The organism is Curtobacterium sp. MCSS17_008 (genome assembly GCF_003234185.1).
Classification (GTDB): Bacteria; Actinomycetota; Actinomycetes; order Actinomycetales; family Microbacteriaceae; genus Curtobacterium.
The window spans coordinates 193,426-211,578 of the sequence record NZ_QKSM01000005.1 but is presented as its reverse complement, the minus strand read 5'-3'; the positions used below and the strand labels follow the sequence as shown (position 1 = coordinate 211,578).

The 18,153-nt window shown below is 71.8% G+C and carries 17 protein-coding genes; 4 read left to right on the top strand and 13 right to left on the bottom strand.

Features of this window, described 5'->3' with window-relative positions; translation table 11 throughout:
- The gene (locus DEJ23_RS08055) at positions 1-1,419 is read right to left on the bottom strand and encodes a branched-chain amino acid ABC transporter permease (RefSeq protein ID WP_258375346.1); all 1,419 of its coding nucleotides are present in this window, start codon (positions 1,417-1,419) and stop codon (positions 1-3) included.
- Positions 1,420-1,724: 305 nt separating this feature from the next.
- On the opposite strand from DEJ23_RS08055, the gene guaB reads away from it, so the two are divergent.
- Both guaB and DEJ23_RS08045 read left to right on the top strand, forming a co-directional pair.
- Positions 1,725-3,227, top strand: coding sequence for an IMP dehydrogenase (guaB, locus tag DEJ23_RS08050; RefSeq protein ID WP_111239736.1), 1,503 nt, complete (start codon positions 1,725-1,727; stop codon positions 3,225-3,227).
- A gap of 205 nt (positions 3,228-3,432) precedes the next feature.
- Positions 3,433-4,320, top strand: coding sequence for a hypothetical protein (locus DEJ23_RS08045; protein WP_146240228.1), 888 nt, complete (start codon positions 3,433-3,435; stop codon positions 4,318-4,320).
- Between the two features lie 186 nt (positions 4,321-4,506).
- Here the strand turns inward: DEJ23_RS08045 and DEJ23_RS08040 are convergent, their stop codons facing one another.
- The gene (locus DEJ23_RS08040; RefSeq protein ID WP_111239734.1) at positions 4,507-5,325 is read right to left on the bottom strand and encodes an SDR family oxidoreductase; all 819 of its coding nucleotides are present in this window, start codon (positions 5,323-5,325) and stop codon (positions 4,507-4,509) included.
- Between the two features lie 335 nt (positions 5,326-5,660).
- Here DEJ23_RS08040 and DEJ23_RS08035 point away from each other — a divergent pair, with 335 nt between their 5' ends.
- Positions 5,661-6,995, top strand: coding sequence for an ABC transporter substrate-binding protein (locus DEJ23_RS08035; RefSeq protein WP_111239733.1), 1,335 nt, complete (start codon positions 5,661-5,663; stop codon positions 6,993-6,995).
- A 112-nt stretch (positions 6,996-7,107) separates the two neighbouring features.
- Here DEJ23_RS08035 and rarD read toward each other — a convergent pair whose 3' ends face one another.
- Together rarD and groES are read right to left on the bottom strand one after the other, a co-directional pair.
- Positions 7,108-8,070, bottom strand: a complete 963-nt coding sequence (gene rarD / locus DEJ23_RS08030) for an EamA family transporter RarD (protein ID WP_181429173.1) — start codon at positions 8,068-8,070, stop codon at positions 7,108-7,110.
- Between the two features lie 138 nt (positions 8,071-8,208).
- The gene (gene groES / locus DEJ23_RS08025; RefSeq protein WP_056121496.1) at positions 8,209-8,505 is read right to left on the bottom strand and encodes a co-chaperone GroES; all 297 of its coding nucleotides are present in this window, start codon (positions 8,503-8,505) and stop codon (positions 8,209-8,211) included.
- A gap of 159 nt (positions 8,506-8,664) precedes the next feature.
- On the opposite strand from groES, the gene DEJ23_RS08020 reads away from it, so the two are divergent.
- A complete protein-coding gene (locus tag DEJ23_RS08020; RefSeq protein ID WP_111239731.1) occupies positions 8,665-9,867 on the top strand; it encodes a class I SAM-dependent methyltransferase in 1,203 nt (400 codons plus the stop codon).
- Positions 9,868-9,975: 108 nt separating this feature from the next.
- Here DEJ23_RS08020 and DEJ23_RS16015 read toward each other — a convergent pair whose 3' ends face one another.
- The 9 genes from DEJ23_RS16015 to glmS all read right to left on the bottom strand — a co-directional run bounded on the left by DEJ23_RS16015 (position 9,976) and on the right by glmS (position 18,112).
- Complete coding sequence (locus DEJ23_RS16015; RefSeq protein ID WP_111239730.1) at positions 9,976-10,755, bottom strand: DUF4190 domain-containing protein; 780 nt, start codon at positions 10,753-10,755, stop codon at positions 9,976-9,978.
- A 114-nt stretch (positions 10,756-10,869) separates the two neighbouring features.
- Entirely contained in the window at positions 10,870-11,925 is a 1,056-nt protein-coding gene (tsaD, locus tag DEJ23_RS08010; protein WP_181429172.1) for a tRNA (adenosine(37)-N6)-threonylcarbamoyltransferase complex transferase subunit TsaD, read from the bottom strand.
- Positions 11,912-12,454 (bottom strand): ribosomal protein S18-alanine N-acetyltransferase, encoded by a 543-nt coding sequence (rimI, locus tag DEJ23_RS08005; protein ID WP_258375345.1) that lies wholly within the window; start codon positions 12,452-12,454, stop codon positions 11,912-11,914. The genes tsaD and rimI overlap by 14 nt, the downstream gene beginning before the upstream one ends.
- Positions 12,451-13,074, bottom strand: coding sequence for a tRNA (adenosine(37)-N6)-threonylcarbamoyltransferase complex dimerization subunit type 1 TsaB (tsaB, locus tag DEJ23_RS08000; protein WP_111239728.1), 624 nt, complete (start codon positions 13,072-13,074; stop codon positions 12,451-12,453). Before tsaB ends, rimI begins: the two co-directional genes overlap by 4 nt.
- Positions 13,075-13,117: 43 nt before the next feature.
- A complete protein-coding gene (gene tsaE / locus DEJ23_RS07995; protein WP_111239727.1) occupies positions 13,118-13,630 on the bottom strand; it encodes a tRNA (adenosine(37)-N6)-threonylcarbamoyltransferase complex ATPase subunit type 1 TsaE in 513 nt (170 codons plus the stop codon).
- Entirely contained in the window at positions 13,627-14,787 is a 1,161-nt protein-coding gene (alr, locus tag DEJ23_RS07990; protein WP_181429171.1) for an alanine racemase, read from the bottom strand. The genes tsaE and alr (DEJ23_RS07990) overlap by 4 nt, the downstream gene beginning before the upstream one ends.
- Positions 14,784-15,887 carry an alanine racemase gene (alr, locus tag DEJ23_RS07985; RefSeq protein ID WP_258375343.1) on the bottom strand — a complete coding sequence of 368 codons (1,104 nt, stop codon included), beginning with the start codon at positions 15,885-15,887 and terminating at the stop codon, positions 14,784-14,786. The genes alr (DEJ23_RS07990) and alr (DEJ23_RS07985) overlap by 4 nt, the downstream gene beginning before the upstream one ends.
- Positions 15,884-16,258: a holo-ACP synthase gene (locus tag DEJ23_RS07980; protein WP_111239725.1), complete on the bottom strand. Its 375-nt coding sequence runs from the start codon at positions 16,256-16,258 to the stop codon at positions 15,884-15,886. The genes alr (DEJ23_RS07985) and DEJ23_RS07980 overlap by 4 nt, the downstream gene beginning before the upstream one ends.
- Positions 16,259-16,264: 6 nt before the next feature.
- Positions 16,265-18,112, bottom strand: coding sequence for a glutamine--fructose-6-phosphate transaminase (isomerizing) (gene glmS, locus DEJ23_RS07975; protein ID WP_111239724.1), 1,848 nt, complete (start codon positions 18,110-18,112; stop codon positions 16,265-16,267).
- Positions 18,113-18,153 lie beyond the last annotated feature (41 nt).

The following is an 18,153-nucleotide window of genomic DNA, read 5'->3' as shown; positions in this document are numbered from 1 at the left end:
TTAGCCGATGCGCTCGGCGCGGCCGAAGATGCCCTGCGGCCGGAACAGCAGGATGAGGATGAGGATCACGAGGGCCGTGGCGTACTTGAAGTCGCCCGGCAGCACGAGGTTCGTGAGCTCGACGACGATGCCGATGATCATCGAACCGACGAGGGCGCCGTAGGCGGTGCCGAGACCGCCGAGGGTGACCGACGCGAACATGAGCAGCAGCAGCTGGAGGCCGGTCTGCCAGTTCACGCCGTTGAGGACCAGGCCGAGCATGACGCCGGAGAGCCCCGCGAGGCCGGCGGCCAGCGTCCACACGAACCGGATCACCCGGTCGACGTCGATGCCGGACGCGGCGGCGAGCGCCGGGTTGTCCGACACGGCGCGGGTGGCGCGGCCGAAGCGGGTCTTGGCCAGGAAGAGCCCGGTGCCGACGAGCACCACGAGCGCGATGGCCATCGCGACGTAGGACTGCACGGTCAGGGTGAGTCCGGCGAAGGTCACCGTCTCCGGGTTGCCCTGCTGGATGCGCACGGTCGACGCGCCGAAGAAGTACTGGAAGGCGTACTGCGCGGCGATCGACAGGCCGATCGTGACGATCATCAGCTGGGTGAGGCTGATGCGCCGGCGGCGCAGGGGCTTCCAGATCGCGGCGTCCTGCAGGTAGCCGGTCGCGGCGCACAGGAGCGTGACGACGATGCCGGTGACCCAGATGTTCCACCCGAGCTGGTTCGCGAAGACGTAGGCGAGGAGGCCGCCGAGGGTCACCTGCTCGCCGTGCGAGAAGCTCGACAGGCCGGTGGTGCCGTAGATGAGCGACAGCCCGACCGATGCAAGGGCGATGAGGAGCCCGAGACGGATGCCGGACGCGAGCTGCTGCCAGGCCCGGGCGGCGCTGACGCTGCTCGACGAGTCGGCGGTGGTGGCGCCCTGCTGGTCGGACAGCTGGAAGATCTGTCCGACGTTGGCGCCCAGCGTGGCGTTCACCTTGCGCTCGGCGTCGGCGGCGTTCGTCAGGTACTGCCCCTTCGGCAGCGATCCCTGGTCGACGCTGACGGTGTACTGCCCGGCCTCGGTGACCGAGACGGACCAGCGGCCGGTGTCGTCGGTCGTCGCGGTCTGGTCGAAGCCGCCCGCTCCGACGACGTCGACGTCGACCCCGGCGGCGGGCTCGCGCTCGGAGTCGAGGATCGTGCCCCGGATGCAGCCGTTCGTCGGGCTGACCACGCACGGCCCGGTGCTCGTGGCCGGGCTGCTGCTGGCGGACGGACTGCTCGTCGCCGCCTGGGCCGAGGGCGACACTGCCCAGTCGACCGCGAAGGTGGCGAGGAAAGCGAGGAAGAGTACTGCGGCGAGGACCAGGCGGTTGCGACCTGGTGCCCCACGGCGGAGTCGGCGCTTGAGCGCTGACCCCGGCGGAGTGATGGAACCCACGGATGAGCCTCTCGTTCGGATGTCGAGACCATAGGCATTTTTTGTGTCCCCCGTGTTTCCATCACGTCTCCTGCACAAATCGTGCTGCTTTCGTGACCGACGCCCCTCCGATCCGCATGGATCCGCCCGTCCGGCCGGTACAGCGCGCTCCGGAACGACCTCGGGCGGCTCTCCCAGCTGTCGTTCAGATTCGGACGCCGGGGGACGCCGGAATGGCGCGCGTGTCGCGCGCGTTACCATGGCCCATCGGGAACCCGACGACGCGCCCCGGTGCCACCACTTCACCTCGCCCACGAAGGGGACCCATGGACCAGCCGGATCCGTTCGGATTCATCGGACTCACGTACGACGACGTCATGCTCCTGCCGGGGCACACCGACGTCATCCCGAGCGAGGCGTCCACGACGTCCCGGCTCACCAAGCGCATCTCGGTCAACGTCCCGCTGCTGTCCGCGGCGATGGACACCGTCACCGAGGCCCGGATGGCGATCGCCATGGCCCGACAGGGCGGCATCGGCATCCTGCACCGCAACATGTCCATCGAGGACCAGGCCGCGTACGTCGACAAGGTCAAGCGGTCCGAGTCGGGCATGATCACGAACCCGGTGACCACGACCCCCGACGCCACCGTCGCCGAGGTCGACGCCCTGTGCGGTCAGTTCCGCGTCTCCGGCCTGCCGGTCGTCGAGTCGGACGGTACCCTCGTCGGCATCATCACGAACCGCGACATGCGCTTCGTCGCGCCGTTCGAGATGGGCACGACGCTCGTCCGCGACGTCATGACCAAGGCGCCGCTCATCACCGCGGCCGAGGGCATCGACCCCGAGGAAGCCGTCGCGATCTTCGCGCAGCACAAGATCGAGAAGCTCCCGCTGGTCGACGCCGACGGCAGGCTCCGCGGGCTCATCACCGTCAAGGACTTCGACAAGAGCGAGAAGTACCCGGACGCCACGAAGGACGACGAGGGCCGTCTGCGCGTCGGCGCCGCGATCGGCTTCTTCGGCGACGCCTGGCAGCGCGCGGAGGCCCTGCGCGACGCCGGGGTCGACGTGCTCGTCGTCGACACCGCGAACGGCGAGAGCGAGGGCGTCCTCGACATGGTCCGCCGTCTGAAGGCCGACGCCTCGTTCGACGGCATCGACGTGATCGGCGGCAACGTCGCGACGCGTGAGGGCGCACAGGCGCTCGTCGACGCCGGTGTCGACGCGGTCAAGGTCGGCGTCGGCCCGGGCTCCATCTGCACCACCCGCGTCGTCGCCGGCGTCGGCGTCCCGCAGGTCACCGCCGTGTACGAGGCGTCGCTCGCCGCGCGTGAGGCCGGCGTGCCGGTCATCGCCGACGGCGGCCTGCAGTACTCGGGCGACATCGCGAAGGCCCTGGTCGCCGGCGCGGACACGGTCATGCTCGGCTCACTCCTGGCGGGTACCGACGAGTCCCCGGGCGACCTGGTGTTCGTCGGCGGCAAGCAGTACAAGGCGTACCGCGGGATGGGCTCCCTCGGCGCGCTGCAGACCCGCGGCGAGAAGACCTCGTACTCGAAGGACCGCTACTTCCAGGCCGACGTCCCCTCGGACGAGAAGCTCATCCCCGAGGGCATCGAGGGCCAGGTGCCCTACCGTGGCTCGGTCGCGAACGCCGTCTACCAGCTCGTCGGCGGCCTGCGGCAGTCGATGTTCTACGTCGGCGGCCGCACCGTCCCGGAGCTCAAGGCCCGCGGCAGGTTCGTCCGCATCACCGCGGCCGGGCTCAAGGAGTCCCACCCGCACGACATCAAGATGGTCGTCGAGGCCCCCAACTACCGCGGCTGACCCAGCACTGGACGCCCTCGTCGCGTCGAGACGCCCCCGCTGCGTCGGGACACCGCCGGATCCGGCGGCGTTCGGAGCTCCGGGGGCGTCTCGCGTTGACGGGGGCGTCTCGCTTCGTCCTGCACCGCCGCCATCGGACGGGAGGCTCTCCCCAACCCTGTCCCTCGGCCTCCGTCCGACGCATGGGTGCGCCATCGTGTCGGACATGCCCCCGACGCCTCCGCCTCCGCGGGTGGTCGCCCGCCGTCCTGCAGAACTCGAGGACCCCGTCCGTCTGTTCCACGGAGCGGCGGTCGAGCGCCACGAGTGGGACGCGTTGGACGATCGTGGACGTCGCCGGCTCGTCGTGCGCAGCCGCGCCGCGGCACTCCGGCGGTGCGCGGTGGTCTCGCACCGGTCCGCCGGGGTGCTCTGGGGGCTGCCCGAGCTCGGCCGGTGGGACTGGCGCCTGCACGTGACGGACCCGTTGCTCGAGAAGACCCACGTCGGCCGCGGAGTCGTCCGGCACACGGGCGTGCTCACTCCGCGCGACGTGGTCCGGCTGGACGGCAACGCGGTGACGTCACTCCTGCGGACCGTGACCGACATCGTGCACGTCGTGCCGCTGGAGCACGCGGTCCTGGTCCTCGACCACGTGCTCCACCTGGGCACCGTCCCTCGTGACGCGCTCGAGCGGGAGTGCACCGCCCGCGCAGGTGGACGAGGGTCGCGGGTGGCCCGGACGGCCCTCGACCTCGCCGACGCCGAGTCGGAATCGGCGGGAGAGTCCCTGAGCCGGGTGACGATGCGGGAGCTCGGTGTCCAGCCACCCGTGCTGCAGCAGGAGTTCACGACGGATGCAGGGCGATTCCGGGTCGACTTCTGGTGGCCGAGCACCGGCGTGGTCGGCGAGTTCGACGGTCGGGCGAAGTACGACGACCGCGAGACACTCCGGGCCGAGAAGCGACGGGAGGACGCCATCCGGCGCCTGCCGCAGGTGACCGGCTTCGCGCGGTGGTGCATGCGCGAGGCCGCGGCACCGGCGCTCCTCGCTCCGGTGCTGCTCGCAGCGGGGCTGCCGCTCGGTCGAGGCTGGGCCGAGCGACCCCGCTGACGCGCGGGACGCGGACGTCGACGCACGACGGCCGCATGCCATGCGAGACGCCGGCGTCAGCATGGGACGCCTCACCCGCGCCGAGACGCCGTCAGAAGTCGCGGCGTCTCGGCGACAGGGAGGCGTCTCGGCAGGCGGGAGGCGTCTCGGTCGACAAACGGCGTTGCGGGGAGGGAGGGACGCGGGTCAGGCGCTCCGCCAGTCGTCGGAGGTGATGTGGCTGCCGCCGTGCGGGCCCATCTGGAGCATGCCGCCGTCGACGGGCAGGGACACCCCGGTGATGTACGACGACGCGGGCGACGCCAGGAACGCCACCGCCGCGGCGATCTCCCACGCGTTGCCCGGCCGGCCGAGCGGCACCCCCGGACGGGAGATCGTGTGCGGGTCCTCGTCCTCTGCCCCGGTCATCCGGGTCGCGATCTCCCCCGGCGCGACGGCGTTCGCCGTGATGCCGTGCTCCGCGAGCTCGATCGCCACGGTCTTGAGGAGTCCGCCGAGCCCGTGCTTGGCGGCGTCGTACGCACTCGACCCGTACCGGGGCTGGTGCTCGTGCACGCTCGTGATGCCGATGATGCGTCCGCCCGTGCCCTGCTGGACCATCAGCCGCGCGGCCGCCTGGATCGTGACGAAGGCGCCGTCGAGGTCGGTCGCAACGGTGTGCCGCCACTGGTCGAGCGTGATGTCGAGGAACGGCGCGTTGTCGCCGGTCCCGGCGTCGGCGACGATCACGTCGACGCCGCCGAGCTGCGAGGCGAGCTGCTCGATCACGGCGCCCGCCTCGTCGAGCCGGGTGACGTCGATCTGCGCCACGAACGCCTGCCGCCCCGACTGCCGGATCTCGGCGGCGGTCTCCTCGGCCCGTTCGGGCTCGGACAGGTAGGTGATGCCGACGTCCATGCCGGCAGCGGCGAGCGCCACGGCGGTGGCCCGGCCGATGCCGGACTCGGCGCCGGTGACGATCGCACGGGTGGGACGGAACGTTGTCGTGGAAGCTGCGTCGCTCATGGGCCGGACGCTACGCGCGGTCGCCGCAGTGCTCGTCCGGATCCGCGCGACCAGCACAGTGCGCCGTCGACGGGCCAGCGGAAGGAGCGCTCCAGCGACGCCCGAGCAGGAGCGGTCCACGCCCGTGCGACCCGGAGACCGTCCGGACGGACTCCTCATCAGGGGTTCCCGTGCGGCTCCAGACTTTCGTCACGGGTGTGTAACGAAACGTCCAGGTGCCGATGCCGGACACACAGGCGAAACACTTCGGCCCTAGTTTTCTCGGCAACCCACGCGGAGGAGACCGCGCTCGACCCGATGCGGTTGGACCTCCGCGCAGAGAAAGGGCTCCACGGATGACCAGAACCACCCGTGCCACCACGGCACTGGCAGTGGCGGGAGCGGCAGCGCTCCTCCTCGCCGCGTGTTCCACCAGCGGCAGCGCCGAGACCACCTCCTCCGCCTCCGCCGGCGGCGCGAAGAAGGACCCGGCCGCGAGCTGCAAGGCCCCCGACACCCCGGGCACCGACGCGCTGAAGATCGGCACGATCCTCCCGCTCACGGGCACGCTGTCGTACCTCAACCCGCCGGCCGAGTCCGGTGTCGGCCTCGCCGTCGAGGACATCAACGCCGCGGGCGGCGTGCTCGACAAGGACGTCAGCATCGACCCGGCCACCGACTCCGGTGACAGCAACGACATGACCGTGTCGAGCTCCGCCGCGACGAAGCTCGTCAACGCCGAGGTCCCCGTCGTGATCGGTGCCGAGTCGTCCAGCGTCACGCTGAACGTCATCGACCAGCTGACGAGCAACTGCATCGTGCAGATCTCGCCGGCGAACACGGCGACCGACCTGTCCGGGTACTCGTCGCACTACTTCCGGACCGCTCCGCCGGACTCGGTGCAGGGCTCGGCGCTCGGCCAGCTCGTCACGGGTGACGGCAACGCCACGGTCGCGTTCCTGGTCTTCAACGACACCTACGGCACCGGCCTCCGCGACTCGGTGCAGCAGGCGGTCGAGGACTCGGGCGGCCAGGTCGTCTACGGCGGCAAGGGCAAGGGCCAGGAGTTCCCGCCCGGCCAGACGACGTTCTCGTCCGAGGTCACGGCCGCCCTGGCGGCGAAGCCGGACGCCATCGTGGTGCTCGCCTTCGACGAGACGAAGTCGATCATCCCCGAGCTGAAGTCGCAGAACGCCGACATGGCGAAGATCTACATGTCCGACGGCAACACCGCGGACTACTCGAAGGACTTCGACAAGGGCACGCTCGAGGGCGCCCAGGGCACCATCCCCGGTGCCAGCCCGGAGGACGACCTGAAGCAGCGCCTCGCCGACTTCTACAAGGAGTCGTCGGGCAAGGAACTCGCCGACTACTCGTACGCGGCGGAGTCCTACGACGCCACGACCCTCGCCGCCCTCGCCGCGGTGAAGGGCAAGGGCACCGACTCCGGCACCATCCAGGCCAACATGGCCGCGGTGTCCGGTGCGGACGGCGGCACCGAGTGCGCGACGTTCAAGGAGTGCAAGGACCTGCTCGACGAGGGTGAGGACATCCACTACACCGGTCCGTCCGGCATCGGTCCGTTCGACGACGAGAACGACCCGTCGAGCGCCTACATCGGCATCTACAAGTTCGACGGCGAGAACAAGCCCGTGTACCAGAGCGCCATCCAGGGCTCGGTCTCGGAGTAACACCTCTGCGAGCGCGACAGTCCCCCGCCGGCTTCCGGCGGGGGACTGTTCCGCTGTTGCACCACTCCGGCGCACGGACGTGGCGACGGCCGGGAGGCGCGGCTCCCCGCCGTCAGACCGGCTCGGCCGCCGAAGGCGCGAGCGTCCGGCGCCGCGCTGCCCGAGCGGCCGCGAAGCTGTCGACCGTCAGGACCACGAGTGCGACCCAGACGATGCCGAAGCCGATCCACCGCGCGGGCGGCATCGCCTCGTGCTGCACGACGACACCGACGAGCAGCTGCATGACCGGCGCGAGGTACTGCGTCAGCCCGAGCGTCGACAGGCTCACCCGCCGCGCCGACGACGCGAAGAGCAGCAGCGGCACCGCGGTCGCCGGGCCGGTCAGCACCGTGACGAGGGCGTGCGGCCACCCCTCGCTCGTGAACGTCACCCCGCCTCCGAGGCCCGTGACCCCGAGCACGACGAGCGCCCCGACCGCGATCGGTAGCAACCAGACGGTCTCGAGCGTCAGCCCGCTCAACGCGTCGACGGTCCCGCCGACACGCTTCTTGACGAGCCCGTAGAGCCCGAACGAGAACGCGAGGGCGAGCGAGATCCACGGCACCTGCCCGTAGCCGACCGCGATGACGACGACGGCCACGACGCTGATCCCGACCGCTGCCCACTGCGCCGCACGGAGCCGCTCGCGGAGCACGACGACACCGAGTGCGATCGTCACGAGCGGGTTGATGAAGTAGCCGAGCGCGGCCTCGACCGTGTGGCCCGTCGTCGTGGCGGCGACGTACACGGTCCAGTTCACCAGGATGAGCACGGCCGCGAGCCCCATCACGAGCATCACCCGGCGCTGGGCGATGAGGGAGCGGGTGCGGAGCCACGACCGCGTCACGGCGATCGCGACCGCGCAGAAGACCAGGCCGAAGACGATCCGCCAGGCGACGATCTCGAACGCACCGGCGGGGGCCATCGCCGCGAAGAGCAGGGGCATGAGACCCCAGAGCCCGTACGCCACGATCGCCTGCACGACGCCGACGGATGCCTCGCTGCGTGCGGGGCGCACGGGGGTCGGTTCACTCACGGAACCATCCTAGGAACCAGCACCGTCCCGGCGGGCGTGGGGCGAGCCTCCCGTCCGCACAGCGCTCCGGCGCCTCCGGACGCGCGAACGCCCCGCCGGCTGCGAGCCGGACGGGGCGTTCGTCGAGGAGTACTGGTCTCAGTGCTCGATGACCGCGAGGACGTCGCGCGCCGAGAGGACGAGCAGGTCCTCACCGGAGTACTTCACCTCGGTGCCGCCGTACTTCGAGTAGATGACCTTGTCGCCGACGGCGACGTCGAGCGGGACGCGGTTGCCGTTGTCGTCGATGCGACCCGGGCCCACGGCGACGACCTCGCCCTCCTGGGGCTTCTCCTTCGCGGTGTCCGGGATGACGAGACCGGAAGCGGTGGTCTGCTCCGCCTCGACCTGGCGGATGACGATGCGATCCTCGAGCGGCTTGATGGTGACGGCCACGGTGACCTCTTCTTTCTCGGTACTGACTCGGTACAGATGGGAACCGGTTGGCACTACGCACAGGAGAGTGCCAACGCCAACTCTAGGGACAGTCTGGCACTCGGTCAATCCGAGTGCCAGCACGTGTCGGGCTCCTCGGCGACCTGGGAGGATCGTCGGGTGGAAGCCGCCGACCTCGCCCAGTTGCTGACCCCCGAGGGGATGGCCCTGCTCGACCGTACCCCCGGCGTCTCGGACGGGGGCGAGATCGTCCGGGTCGTCTCGCGGCTGCGCGGCGAGGGGCACGATCCCGGGCTCGTGGCCGCCGTCCTGACGCAGGCGAAGCTCCGGCAGAAGGCGAGAGGGAAGTTCGGGGACTTCGCCGCACGGATGCTCTTCACCGAGGCCGGGCTCGAGCAGGCCACCCGGCTGCAGGTCGCCGCGCAGCACGCCGGCCGGTTCGCCGCGGCGGGGATCCGACGGGTCGCCGACCTCGGCTGCGGCATCGGCGGCGACGCGATGGCCATGGCGGCGCTCGACCTCGACGTGACCGCCGTCGACCGCGACGAGGTGACCGCGGCCGTCGCGACCCACAACCTCGCCCTCTGGCCGAACGCGCGCGTGGAGCTCGGCGACGCGGCGACGTTCGACCTGTCCCGCGTCGACGGCGTGTGGATGGACCCCGCACGACGCACGGCGGGACACGCGAACACGAAGCGCCTGGCCGACCCGGACGACTGGTCACCGTCGCTCGACACCGTGTTCGCAGCGGCGACAACGACCCCGACGGGCGTGAAGCTCGGGCCCGGCATCGACCGTGACCTCATCCCCGACACCCTCGAGGCCCAGTGGGTGTCCGTCGACCGCGAGGTCGTCGAGCTCGTCCTCTGGTCCGGCCCGCTCGCCCGTGACGGGGTCCGCCGTGCGGCGACCGTCATCGGCGCACACGGGATCGCCGAGCTGACCGGGGCGGCCGACGCCGAGGACGTCGAGGTCGGGCCGGTCGGCTCGTACCTGTACGAGCCGGACGGGGCCGTGATCCGCGCCCGGCTCATCGGCGACCTGGCCCGGTCGATCGACGGTCGGATGCTCTCCGACGGGATCGCGTACGTCACCTCCGACCGCGCGGTGTCGACGCCGTTCGCGCAGGGGTTCCGCGTGCTCGACACGATGCCGCTCGACGTGAAGCAACTCGCGGCGCGCCTGGCGGCGGAGGACGTCGGCACGGTGGAGATCAAGAAGCGCGGCGTCGACGTCGACCCGGCGCAGTTCCGGAAGCGGCTGCGGTTGCGGGGGCGGCGGTCGGTCACGCTCGTGCTCACCCGCCTGGAGGGGCGGCACACCGCGGTCCTGTGCGAGCGGCTCACCGACGTGGCCGGGTAGCGCCCCGGCGCAGGGCGTCGCGCGCACTCCCGAGCAACCCCGGGTACTCCCGGGGAACGACAGGACCCCGCGAGCATCTCGCGGGGTCCTGTCGTTGGCCGGGAGCGCTCAGCCGACGAAGGCGCTCGGGTCGTAGTCGTACGGGTCGGAGTAGCCGCCACCGGTGCTGGCGATGAGGGCGATGAAGAGGATCGCGAACAGGACGTAGAGCCCCGTGAGCACCCAGCCGCCGATGATGCCGGCGAGGGCGAGGCCCCGACCGCCCTCTCCGGTCTGCTTGATCTTGCCGAGGGCGATGTGGCCCATGATCGCCCCGGCCGGGCTCGTCAGGATGACGACGGGCCAGATGATGATGCCGGCGTACGCGAACACGATCGACAGGATCGCGAGGGTGTTCGTCTTCGGCCGCTGCGCGTAGGGCTGGTAGCCGCCCGTGGCGTACGGCGCGGCGTAGGGGTTGCCGCCCTGCTGTGGGGCGTACGGGTTGTGCTGGGGGCCGCTGGCGGCGTACGGGTTGCCCTGCTGGCCCGGCTGCGACTGTCCGTACGGGTTGCCCTGCTGGCCCGGCTGCGACTGTCCGTACGGGTTGCCCTGCTGGCCCGGCTGCGACTGTCCGTACGGGTTGCCCTGCTGGCCCGACTGCGACTGTCCGTACGGGTTGCCCTGGGCCTGCTGTCCGTACGGGTTGCCCTGCGACGGCTGACCGTACGGGGCGCTCCCGACGCCCTGCGCCGAGGTGCCCTGACCGGACCGCGACCAGGGGTCCTGCGCACCGCTCGACGGGGCCGACTGCGGAGGCTGCTGGGCGCCGGACCGCCCGTCGTGCTGCTGTCCGTTGGTCGAGCCGTTCGACTCGCCCGGCTTCGGCCACTGGTTCTGATCGGACACCGTCCACCCCTCTCGGCACCATGGTCGGTCGGTGCCTCCCGAGCATCCTCCCACAAGGACTCCGGACCGGTTCGGACGGCTCCGGACCGGCGCGGACGGCTGCGGGCCCGCTGGTCAGACCTGGACGGTCGTCACTGGCAGGGTGGAGTCGGCGGCGATGCCGAGGTCACTCGGCGCGTGCCCCTCGGCGACCAGGCGCGCTCCGACGGCCGCGATCATCGCGCCGTTGTCGGTGCAGAGGTCGAACGGCGGGATCCGCAGCGCCACCCCGGCGGCGGCGCAGCGCTCCTCGGCGACCGCCCGGAGCCGCGCGTTCGCGACGACCCCGCCGCCGAGCAGCAGCCGGTCGACGCCGGTGTCGCGGCACGCGGCGAGCGCCTTCGTGAGCAGCACGTCGACCACGGCCTCACGGAACGACGCGGCCACGTCGGCGACCGGGACCTCGCGGCCCTCGTCCCGGCACTTCTCCACCCACCGTGCGACGGCGGTCTTCAACCCCGAGAACGAGAAGTCGTAGCGGTGCTGCGCCATGTCCTTCGGCAGCGTCAGCCCCCGGGGGAACCGGATGGCCGTCGGGTCGCCGTCCGCGGCGGCACGGTCGATCTGCGGCCCGCCCGGGTACGGCAGGCCGAGGAGCCGCGCGACCTTGTCGAACGCCTCGCCCGCGGCGTCGTCGATGGTCTCGCCGAGCAGCTCGACGTCGCCGACCAGGTCGCGCACGAGCAGCAGCGACGTGTGCCCACCGGACACGAGCAGCGCCACGGTCGGCAGTTCGATGGCGCTGCCGTCGGCGCGCAGGACGTCAGCACCGACGTGTCCGACCAGGTGGTTGACGCCGTACAGGGGCTTGCCCGTCGCGACCGCCAGCGCCTTCGCCGCGCCGACACCGACCATGAGCGCGCCCGCGAGCCCGGGGCCGGCGGTCACGGCGACCGCGTCGAGTTCGTCGAGGGTCACGCCGGCGCGGTCGAGGGCCTCGTGCAGGGTCGGGGCCATCGCCTCGAGGTGCGCGCGCGCGGCGACCTCGGGCACGACGCCGCCGTAGCGGGCGTGCTCGTCCATGCTCGACGCGATCACGTTGGCGAGCAGGGTCGTCCCGCGGACGATGCCGACGCCAGTCTCGTCGCAGCTCGTCTCGATCCCGAGCACCAGGGGTTCAGTCGCGCTCACCGAGGGTCTCCTGTCCGATGGGGCCGACACCGGTGGACGCACCGGGCGTGACGGGGAGCTCCGCCCGCATCACCCACGCGTCGACGCCGTCGGGCTGGTAGTAGCGGGGCCGCACGGCGATGCGTTCGAACCCGGCCGCCGTGTACATCGCCTGCGCGACGGGGTTGTCGGCGCGGACCTCGAGGAACACCTCGTGCACGCCACGACGACGGGCCTCGTCGAGGAGCTCCGTGAAGAGTACCTTCCCGAGTCCCCTGCCCCGCTGGTCGGCGGCGACGGCGATGGTCTGCACGTCGGCGACCGGGTTGCCGGCGAGCGAGGACAACCCGGCGTAGCCCACGACCGCCGGCGCACCGTCGTCCGTCGTCTCCACGACGACGTAGTACCCGTGCGGCGAGTACAGCTCCCCCGCCATCTGCGACGCCGACCACGCGTCGGTCGGGAAGGACACGTGCTCGAGCCACATGATGTCGTCGAGGTCCTGCGGCACCGCTCGCCGCAGCCGCAGGCCTTCGGGCAGGCCGCTCACCGGACGACCCGCTTCGGGGCCCCCGGCATCGTCACGTCGGGGTCGCGCAGGTAGAGCGGGGTGTCGTCGGCGAAGGGTGCGTCGGAGGCGAGCCGGTCAGCGGCGAGCGCCCCGAGCCTCCCGGCCGGCACGGTCGCGACCGTCACGCGCTCCCAGGTCGCCGCGTGCGGACGGGAGGCGCGGATCGCCTCGTCCACGTCGGCCGGCTTCGCGAGTCCCGGACCCGCCACCCGCGCTCCGGTCTCGTCGTACGCGCTCCAGTAGACCTCGCGACGGCGGGCGTCCGTCAGGACGACGACGGGGCGCTGCGGCAGGTCCGCCGCGATGGCGTCGTGGCTGACGAGGGGCAGGAAGGGCACGTCGCGGGCCGCGGCGAAGGTGCGCGCGGCGGCGATGCCGACGCGCAGACCGGTGAAGGGGCCGGGGCCCATGCCTGCGACCACGCCGGTGACACCGGCGCCCGTGATGCCGGCCTCGGCGAGGACCTCGGCGAGGAACGGGCCGACCACCTCGGCGTGGCGACGGGAGTCGTCGGTGCTGCGCTCGGCGAGGGCGTGTCCGGTGGCCGGGTCGACGACGGCGACCGAGGTACCGGCGGACGTGTCGATCGCGAGGAGCACGCGTCCATCGTAGGCGCGATCGCCGTGCCGGTCGGCCTCGCCGTCAGAGCGCGGTGTCTGCCCAGCGCGGCCCGGTCGCCGTGACGATCACCCGTCGGGGCTCGTCCGGCACGTCGTCCGGGTCGAGGTCTGCGTCGTCGACGTCGGACGCGTCCGCTCCCGTCGCGCGGACGATCTCGACGTCGAGCACCTCGTCGGAGATGCCGTCGACGAAGCCCCGGCCCCACTCGACCACCACGATCGCGGCGTCCCAGTCGAGGTCGAGGTCGTCGAGCTCCACCGGGTCGGTCAACCGGTACGCGTCCACGTGCACGAGGTCCGGCCCCGTCGTCGTCGGGTGGGTCCGGGCGAGCACGAACGTCGGGCTCGACACCTGCCCGCGTGCACCGAGCGCGGCGCCGAGGCCACGGGTCAGCGTCGTCTTGCCGGCGCCGAGCGGACCGGTCAGCACGACGAGGTCGCCTGCCCGCAGGACCCGCGCGAGCCGGGCGCCCAGCGCGCCCATCTCGTCGGTCGTCGCCACCGTCGTGTCGAGCAGCACGCGGGCGTCGGTCACGGCTGCTCCCGCAGGTAGGCGCCGACGCGACCCTCGACCTCGTACCCGACGACCTCACGCGGGACACGGGCGCCGATGCGGCAGGTGATCTCCTCACCGATGGTGCCGAGCGCCTCGCCCCACTCGAGGACGGTCATCTCGCCGTGCTCCCCCGTGCCGAACAGCACGACCGGGTCACCCACGCGCACCTCGTCGTCGCCGACGTCGACCAGGAACTGGTCCATCGCGACACGGCCGGCGATCGGGTACCGCTTGCCCGCGATCGTCACCTCGATCCGGCCCTGCGCCAGGCGCGGCACCCCGTCGGCGTACCCGACGGGCACGAGCGCGAGCGTCGTCTCCGAGGCCGTGCGGTACGTGTAGTCGTAGGAGACGCCGGTGTCGACCGGCACGCGCTTCGTCTTCGCGACCGAGGCCGTCAACGTCATCACCGGTTCGAGCCCGAGGTCGGCGGCGGACACCCCGTCCGCACCGGGGATGCCGAACAGGTTCGCGCCCATCCGGACCATGTCCTTGCGGAACTCCTTGCGCTCGAGCCCGGCGAGGGACGCGGCGACGTGCTCCATCGGCAGGTCCAGCCCGAGGTCCTCCGCGGTCTCGACGGCGCGGTCGAAGACGGCCACCGCGGCACTGTCGTCGTCGTCGGAGGACTCGGCGAGGTGCGTGTACGCGGCGACGACCTCGATGCGACCGGCGCGCTGCGCGTCCAGCGCGAGCGACACCAACTCCGGCCAGGCGTCGGCGGTCGCGCCGTCACGGTGCAGCCCGGAGTCGACGCCGAGGTGCACCCGTGCGGGGCGCTGGTCGACCGCGTCGATGACCCGCTGCAGCTCGGCCAGGTTCGAGACACCGAGGTCGACCGCCGAGTCGATCGCGTCGCGGAAGTCGAGCGCCGGGTCGTGCTGCCAGGTGAACAGGTGGACGTCCTCGCCGACCCCGATCGACCGGAGGCGCAGGGCCGCCGGCACCGTCAGCACGCCGATCCACCGCACGCCGGCGTCGACGGCAGCGAGGGCGATCGGCTCGAGGCCGTGACCGTAGGCGTCGGCCTTCATGATCGCCATGACCTCGACCGGCTCCATCCACTCGCGCACGAGGTCGAGGTTCGACCGGTAGGCGTCGAGGTCGATCCGGGCCCGGCGCAGCGGCGCGTTCACGTCGTCCTCCGTTCCACGCTGCGGCCGACCCTGGCGACCACCTCGTAGTTGATGGTGCCGATGGCGGCCGCCCAGTCCTCGACCGCGGGGTCGCCGTCCGCCGGGTCGCCCCAGAGCACGACCTCGTCGCCCACGTGGACGTCCGCGTCGCCGATGTCGATGTGCATGGCGTTCATCGCCACCCGTCCCACGACCGGGAACAGCCGGTCGCCGATCCGCACCGAGACCCGGTTGCCGAAGTCGCGGTCGAAGCCGTCGGCGTACCCGAGCCCGATCACCGCGAGGCGTGTGTCCGTCTCGGCACGCCAGGTGTAGCCGTAGCTCACGCCCTCGCCCGCGGCCACGCGGACGGTCCGGAGCACCGCGGCCGTGACCCGCATCGCGGGCCGCAGCCCGAGGTCGGCCGATGTGCGGTCGGCGAACGGGCTGAGCCCGTACAGAGCCAGGCCGACCCGGGCGGCGTCGTGACGGGTCTCCGGCACGGCGATGCTCGCGGCACTCGCGGCGAGGTGCACGACGTCCGGCACGATGCCCTGCGCGGCCAGGCCGTCGAGTGCCCGCTGCAGCGCGGCGTCCTGGTCGAGGTCGTCGGCGCGCGAGGCGTTCGACAGGTGCGACATGAGCCCCTCGACGCGGGTGCGACCACCCGCGCGGACGATGCGTCCGGCCGTCTCGAAGAGCTCGGCCCACTCGGACTCGACGGCGCCGTTCCGGCTCAGGCCGGTGTCGACGCAGACGTGCACGGCAGGGACCTCGGAGTCGGCGGCCGCGGCCAGCTGGGACACGCTCGAGACCGCCGGAGTGATGTCGTACTGCGCGGCGCGACGGAAGTCCTCGTCCGGGGCGTGCAACCACGCGAGGATCCGGACGCCCTCGTCGATGCCCGACCGGCGGAGCGCGATCCCCTCGTCCACGTCGGCGGCCCCGAGCCACTCCGCCCCGGCGTCGACGAACGCCCGCGCGGCGTCGGCGGCTCCGTGCCCGTACGCGTTCGCCTTGACGACCGCGATGACCCCGGCGGGCGACACCCGCTCCGACACGGCTGCGTAGTTGGCGATCAACGCTTCGCGGTCCACGGTGATCCCGGTGAACGCACTCACGATTGCTTCCCTTCGATGACGACGAACGCCGTCGCGATCCCGCCGTCGTGCGACAGCGACAGGTGGACGTTCGTCACACCGCGGTCCGCGGCCACACGACGGGCACCCTCGTGCAGGGTGAGCGACGGGTTCCGCTGGTCGTCCGCGACGACCTCGAGCTCCTGCCAGCTCAACCCGGCGCTCGAGCCGAACGCCTTGATGAGGGCTTCCTTCGCCGCGAACCGGGCCGCGAGCGACGACACCGGCCGCGGCTCACCGTCCCGCAGCTGTTCGGCGGGGGTGAACAGCCGCGCCCGGAGCGCCGGGGTGCGCTCGAGCACACCCCGGAACCGCTCCGTGTCGACGACGTCGACCCCGATGCCGATGATCACGACCGACTACTCGACGGTGACCGACTTCGCGAGGTTGCGCGGCTGGTCGACGTCGAGACCCTTGGCCGCCGCGAGCTCCATGCCGAACATGTGCAGCGGCGCGACGGCCAGCAGCGGCTCGAACAGCGGGGTCGCCAGCGGGATGCGCAGGACCTCGTCCGCGAAGGGCAGCACCGCGGCGTCGCCCTCTTCCGCGATCGCGATGACCCGTGCCCCGCGCGCGCGGATCTCCTGGATGTTCGAGACGACCTTCGGGTGCAGCGAGCGCTGGTCGCGCGGCGACGGGACGATGACGAAGACGATCTGGCCCGGCTCGATCAGGGCGATCGGACCGTGCTTGAGCTCACCGGCGGCGAAGCCCTCGGCGTGGATGTACGCGAGCTCCTTGAGCTTGAGCGCACCCTCGAGCGCGATCGGGTACCCGACGTGGCGGCCGAGGAACAGCACGCTCCGGGTGTCCGCCATCCAGCGCGCCAGGTCCTTGATGCCGGACGCGTCGTCGATGGTCTGCTGGAGCTTCGGGGCGAGGCCCTCGAGCTCGGCGACCTGCTCGGCGATCTGCTCCGACGTCAGCGTGCCCTTCAGCGTCGCGAGGTGGAGCCCGAGCAGGTACAGGGCGACACCCTGCGCGATGAACGCCTTCGTCGACGCGACGGCGACCTCGGGACCGGCGTGCGTGTAGATCACGGCGTCGGACTCACGCGGGATCGTGGCGCCCTGCGTGTTGCAGATCGAGAGCACCTGCGCGCCCTGTTCGCGGGCGTACTTGACCGCCATGAGGGTGTCCATGGTCTCGCCGGACTGACTGATCGACACGACGAGGGTGCGGCCGTCGAGCACGGGGTCGCGGTAGCGGAACTCGTGGGCGAGCTCGACCTCGACCGGGATCCGGGCCCACTGCTCGATGGCGTACTTGCCGAGGATGCCGGCGTAGGCCGCGGTGCCGCAGGCGATGACGATGACCCGGTCGACCTGCTGCAGCCGGTCCGCGATCGGGTCGAGGTCCGTGAGCGTGACCGCGCCGTCGTGCACGCGGCCGAGGATCGTCTTGGCGACGGCCTCGGGCTCCTCGCTGATCTCCTTCGCCATGAATGAGGACCAGCCGCCCTTGTCGGCGGCCGAGGCGTCCCAGTTGACCTCGAACTCGGTCGGCTCGGCCGGGGTGCCGTCGAAGTGGACGACGTCGACGCCGTCGGGGCGGATCGTGGCGATCTCGTCCTGCCCGATGGCGAGGGCACGCTGCGTGTACGCGACGAACGCGGCCACGTCGGAGCCCATGAAGTTCTCGCCGTCACCGAGACCGACGACGAGCGGGGAGTTCCGTCGGGCACCGACGACGACGCCCGGCTGGTCGGCGTGCACGACGAGGAGCGTGAACGCACCCTCGAGCCGCTGCACGACCTGCTGCATGGCGGCGGTCAGGTCGCCGGTCTCGCGGAAGGCCCGGCCGACCAGGTGCGCGGCCACCTCGGAGTCGGTCTCGCTGGCGAACTCGACGCCCTCGGCGAGCAGCTCCTGCTTCAGCTCGGAGAAGTTCTCGATGATGCCGTTGTGGATGAGGGCGAGCTTGCCGCCGTCGGCCAGGTGCGGGTGCGCGTTGCCGTCGGTCGGGCCACCGTGCGTCGCCCAGCGGGTGTGCCCGATGCCGGTGGCACCGTCGGCGACGGGGTGCGACTCGAGCTCGTCGACGAGGGCCTGGAGCTTGCCCGCCTTCTTGGCGGAGACGAGGTCACCGGGGCGGTCGACGACGGCGATGCCCGCCGAGTCGTAGCCGCGGTACTCGAGACGACGGAGACCACCGAGGAGGACCTCCTGGCTGCTCTTGCTGCCGACGTAGCCCACGATTCCACACATGCGCACGATCCTACGGTCTGCCTGGAGGACCACCCTGCAAG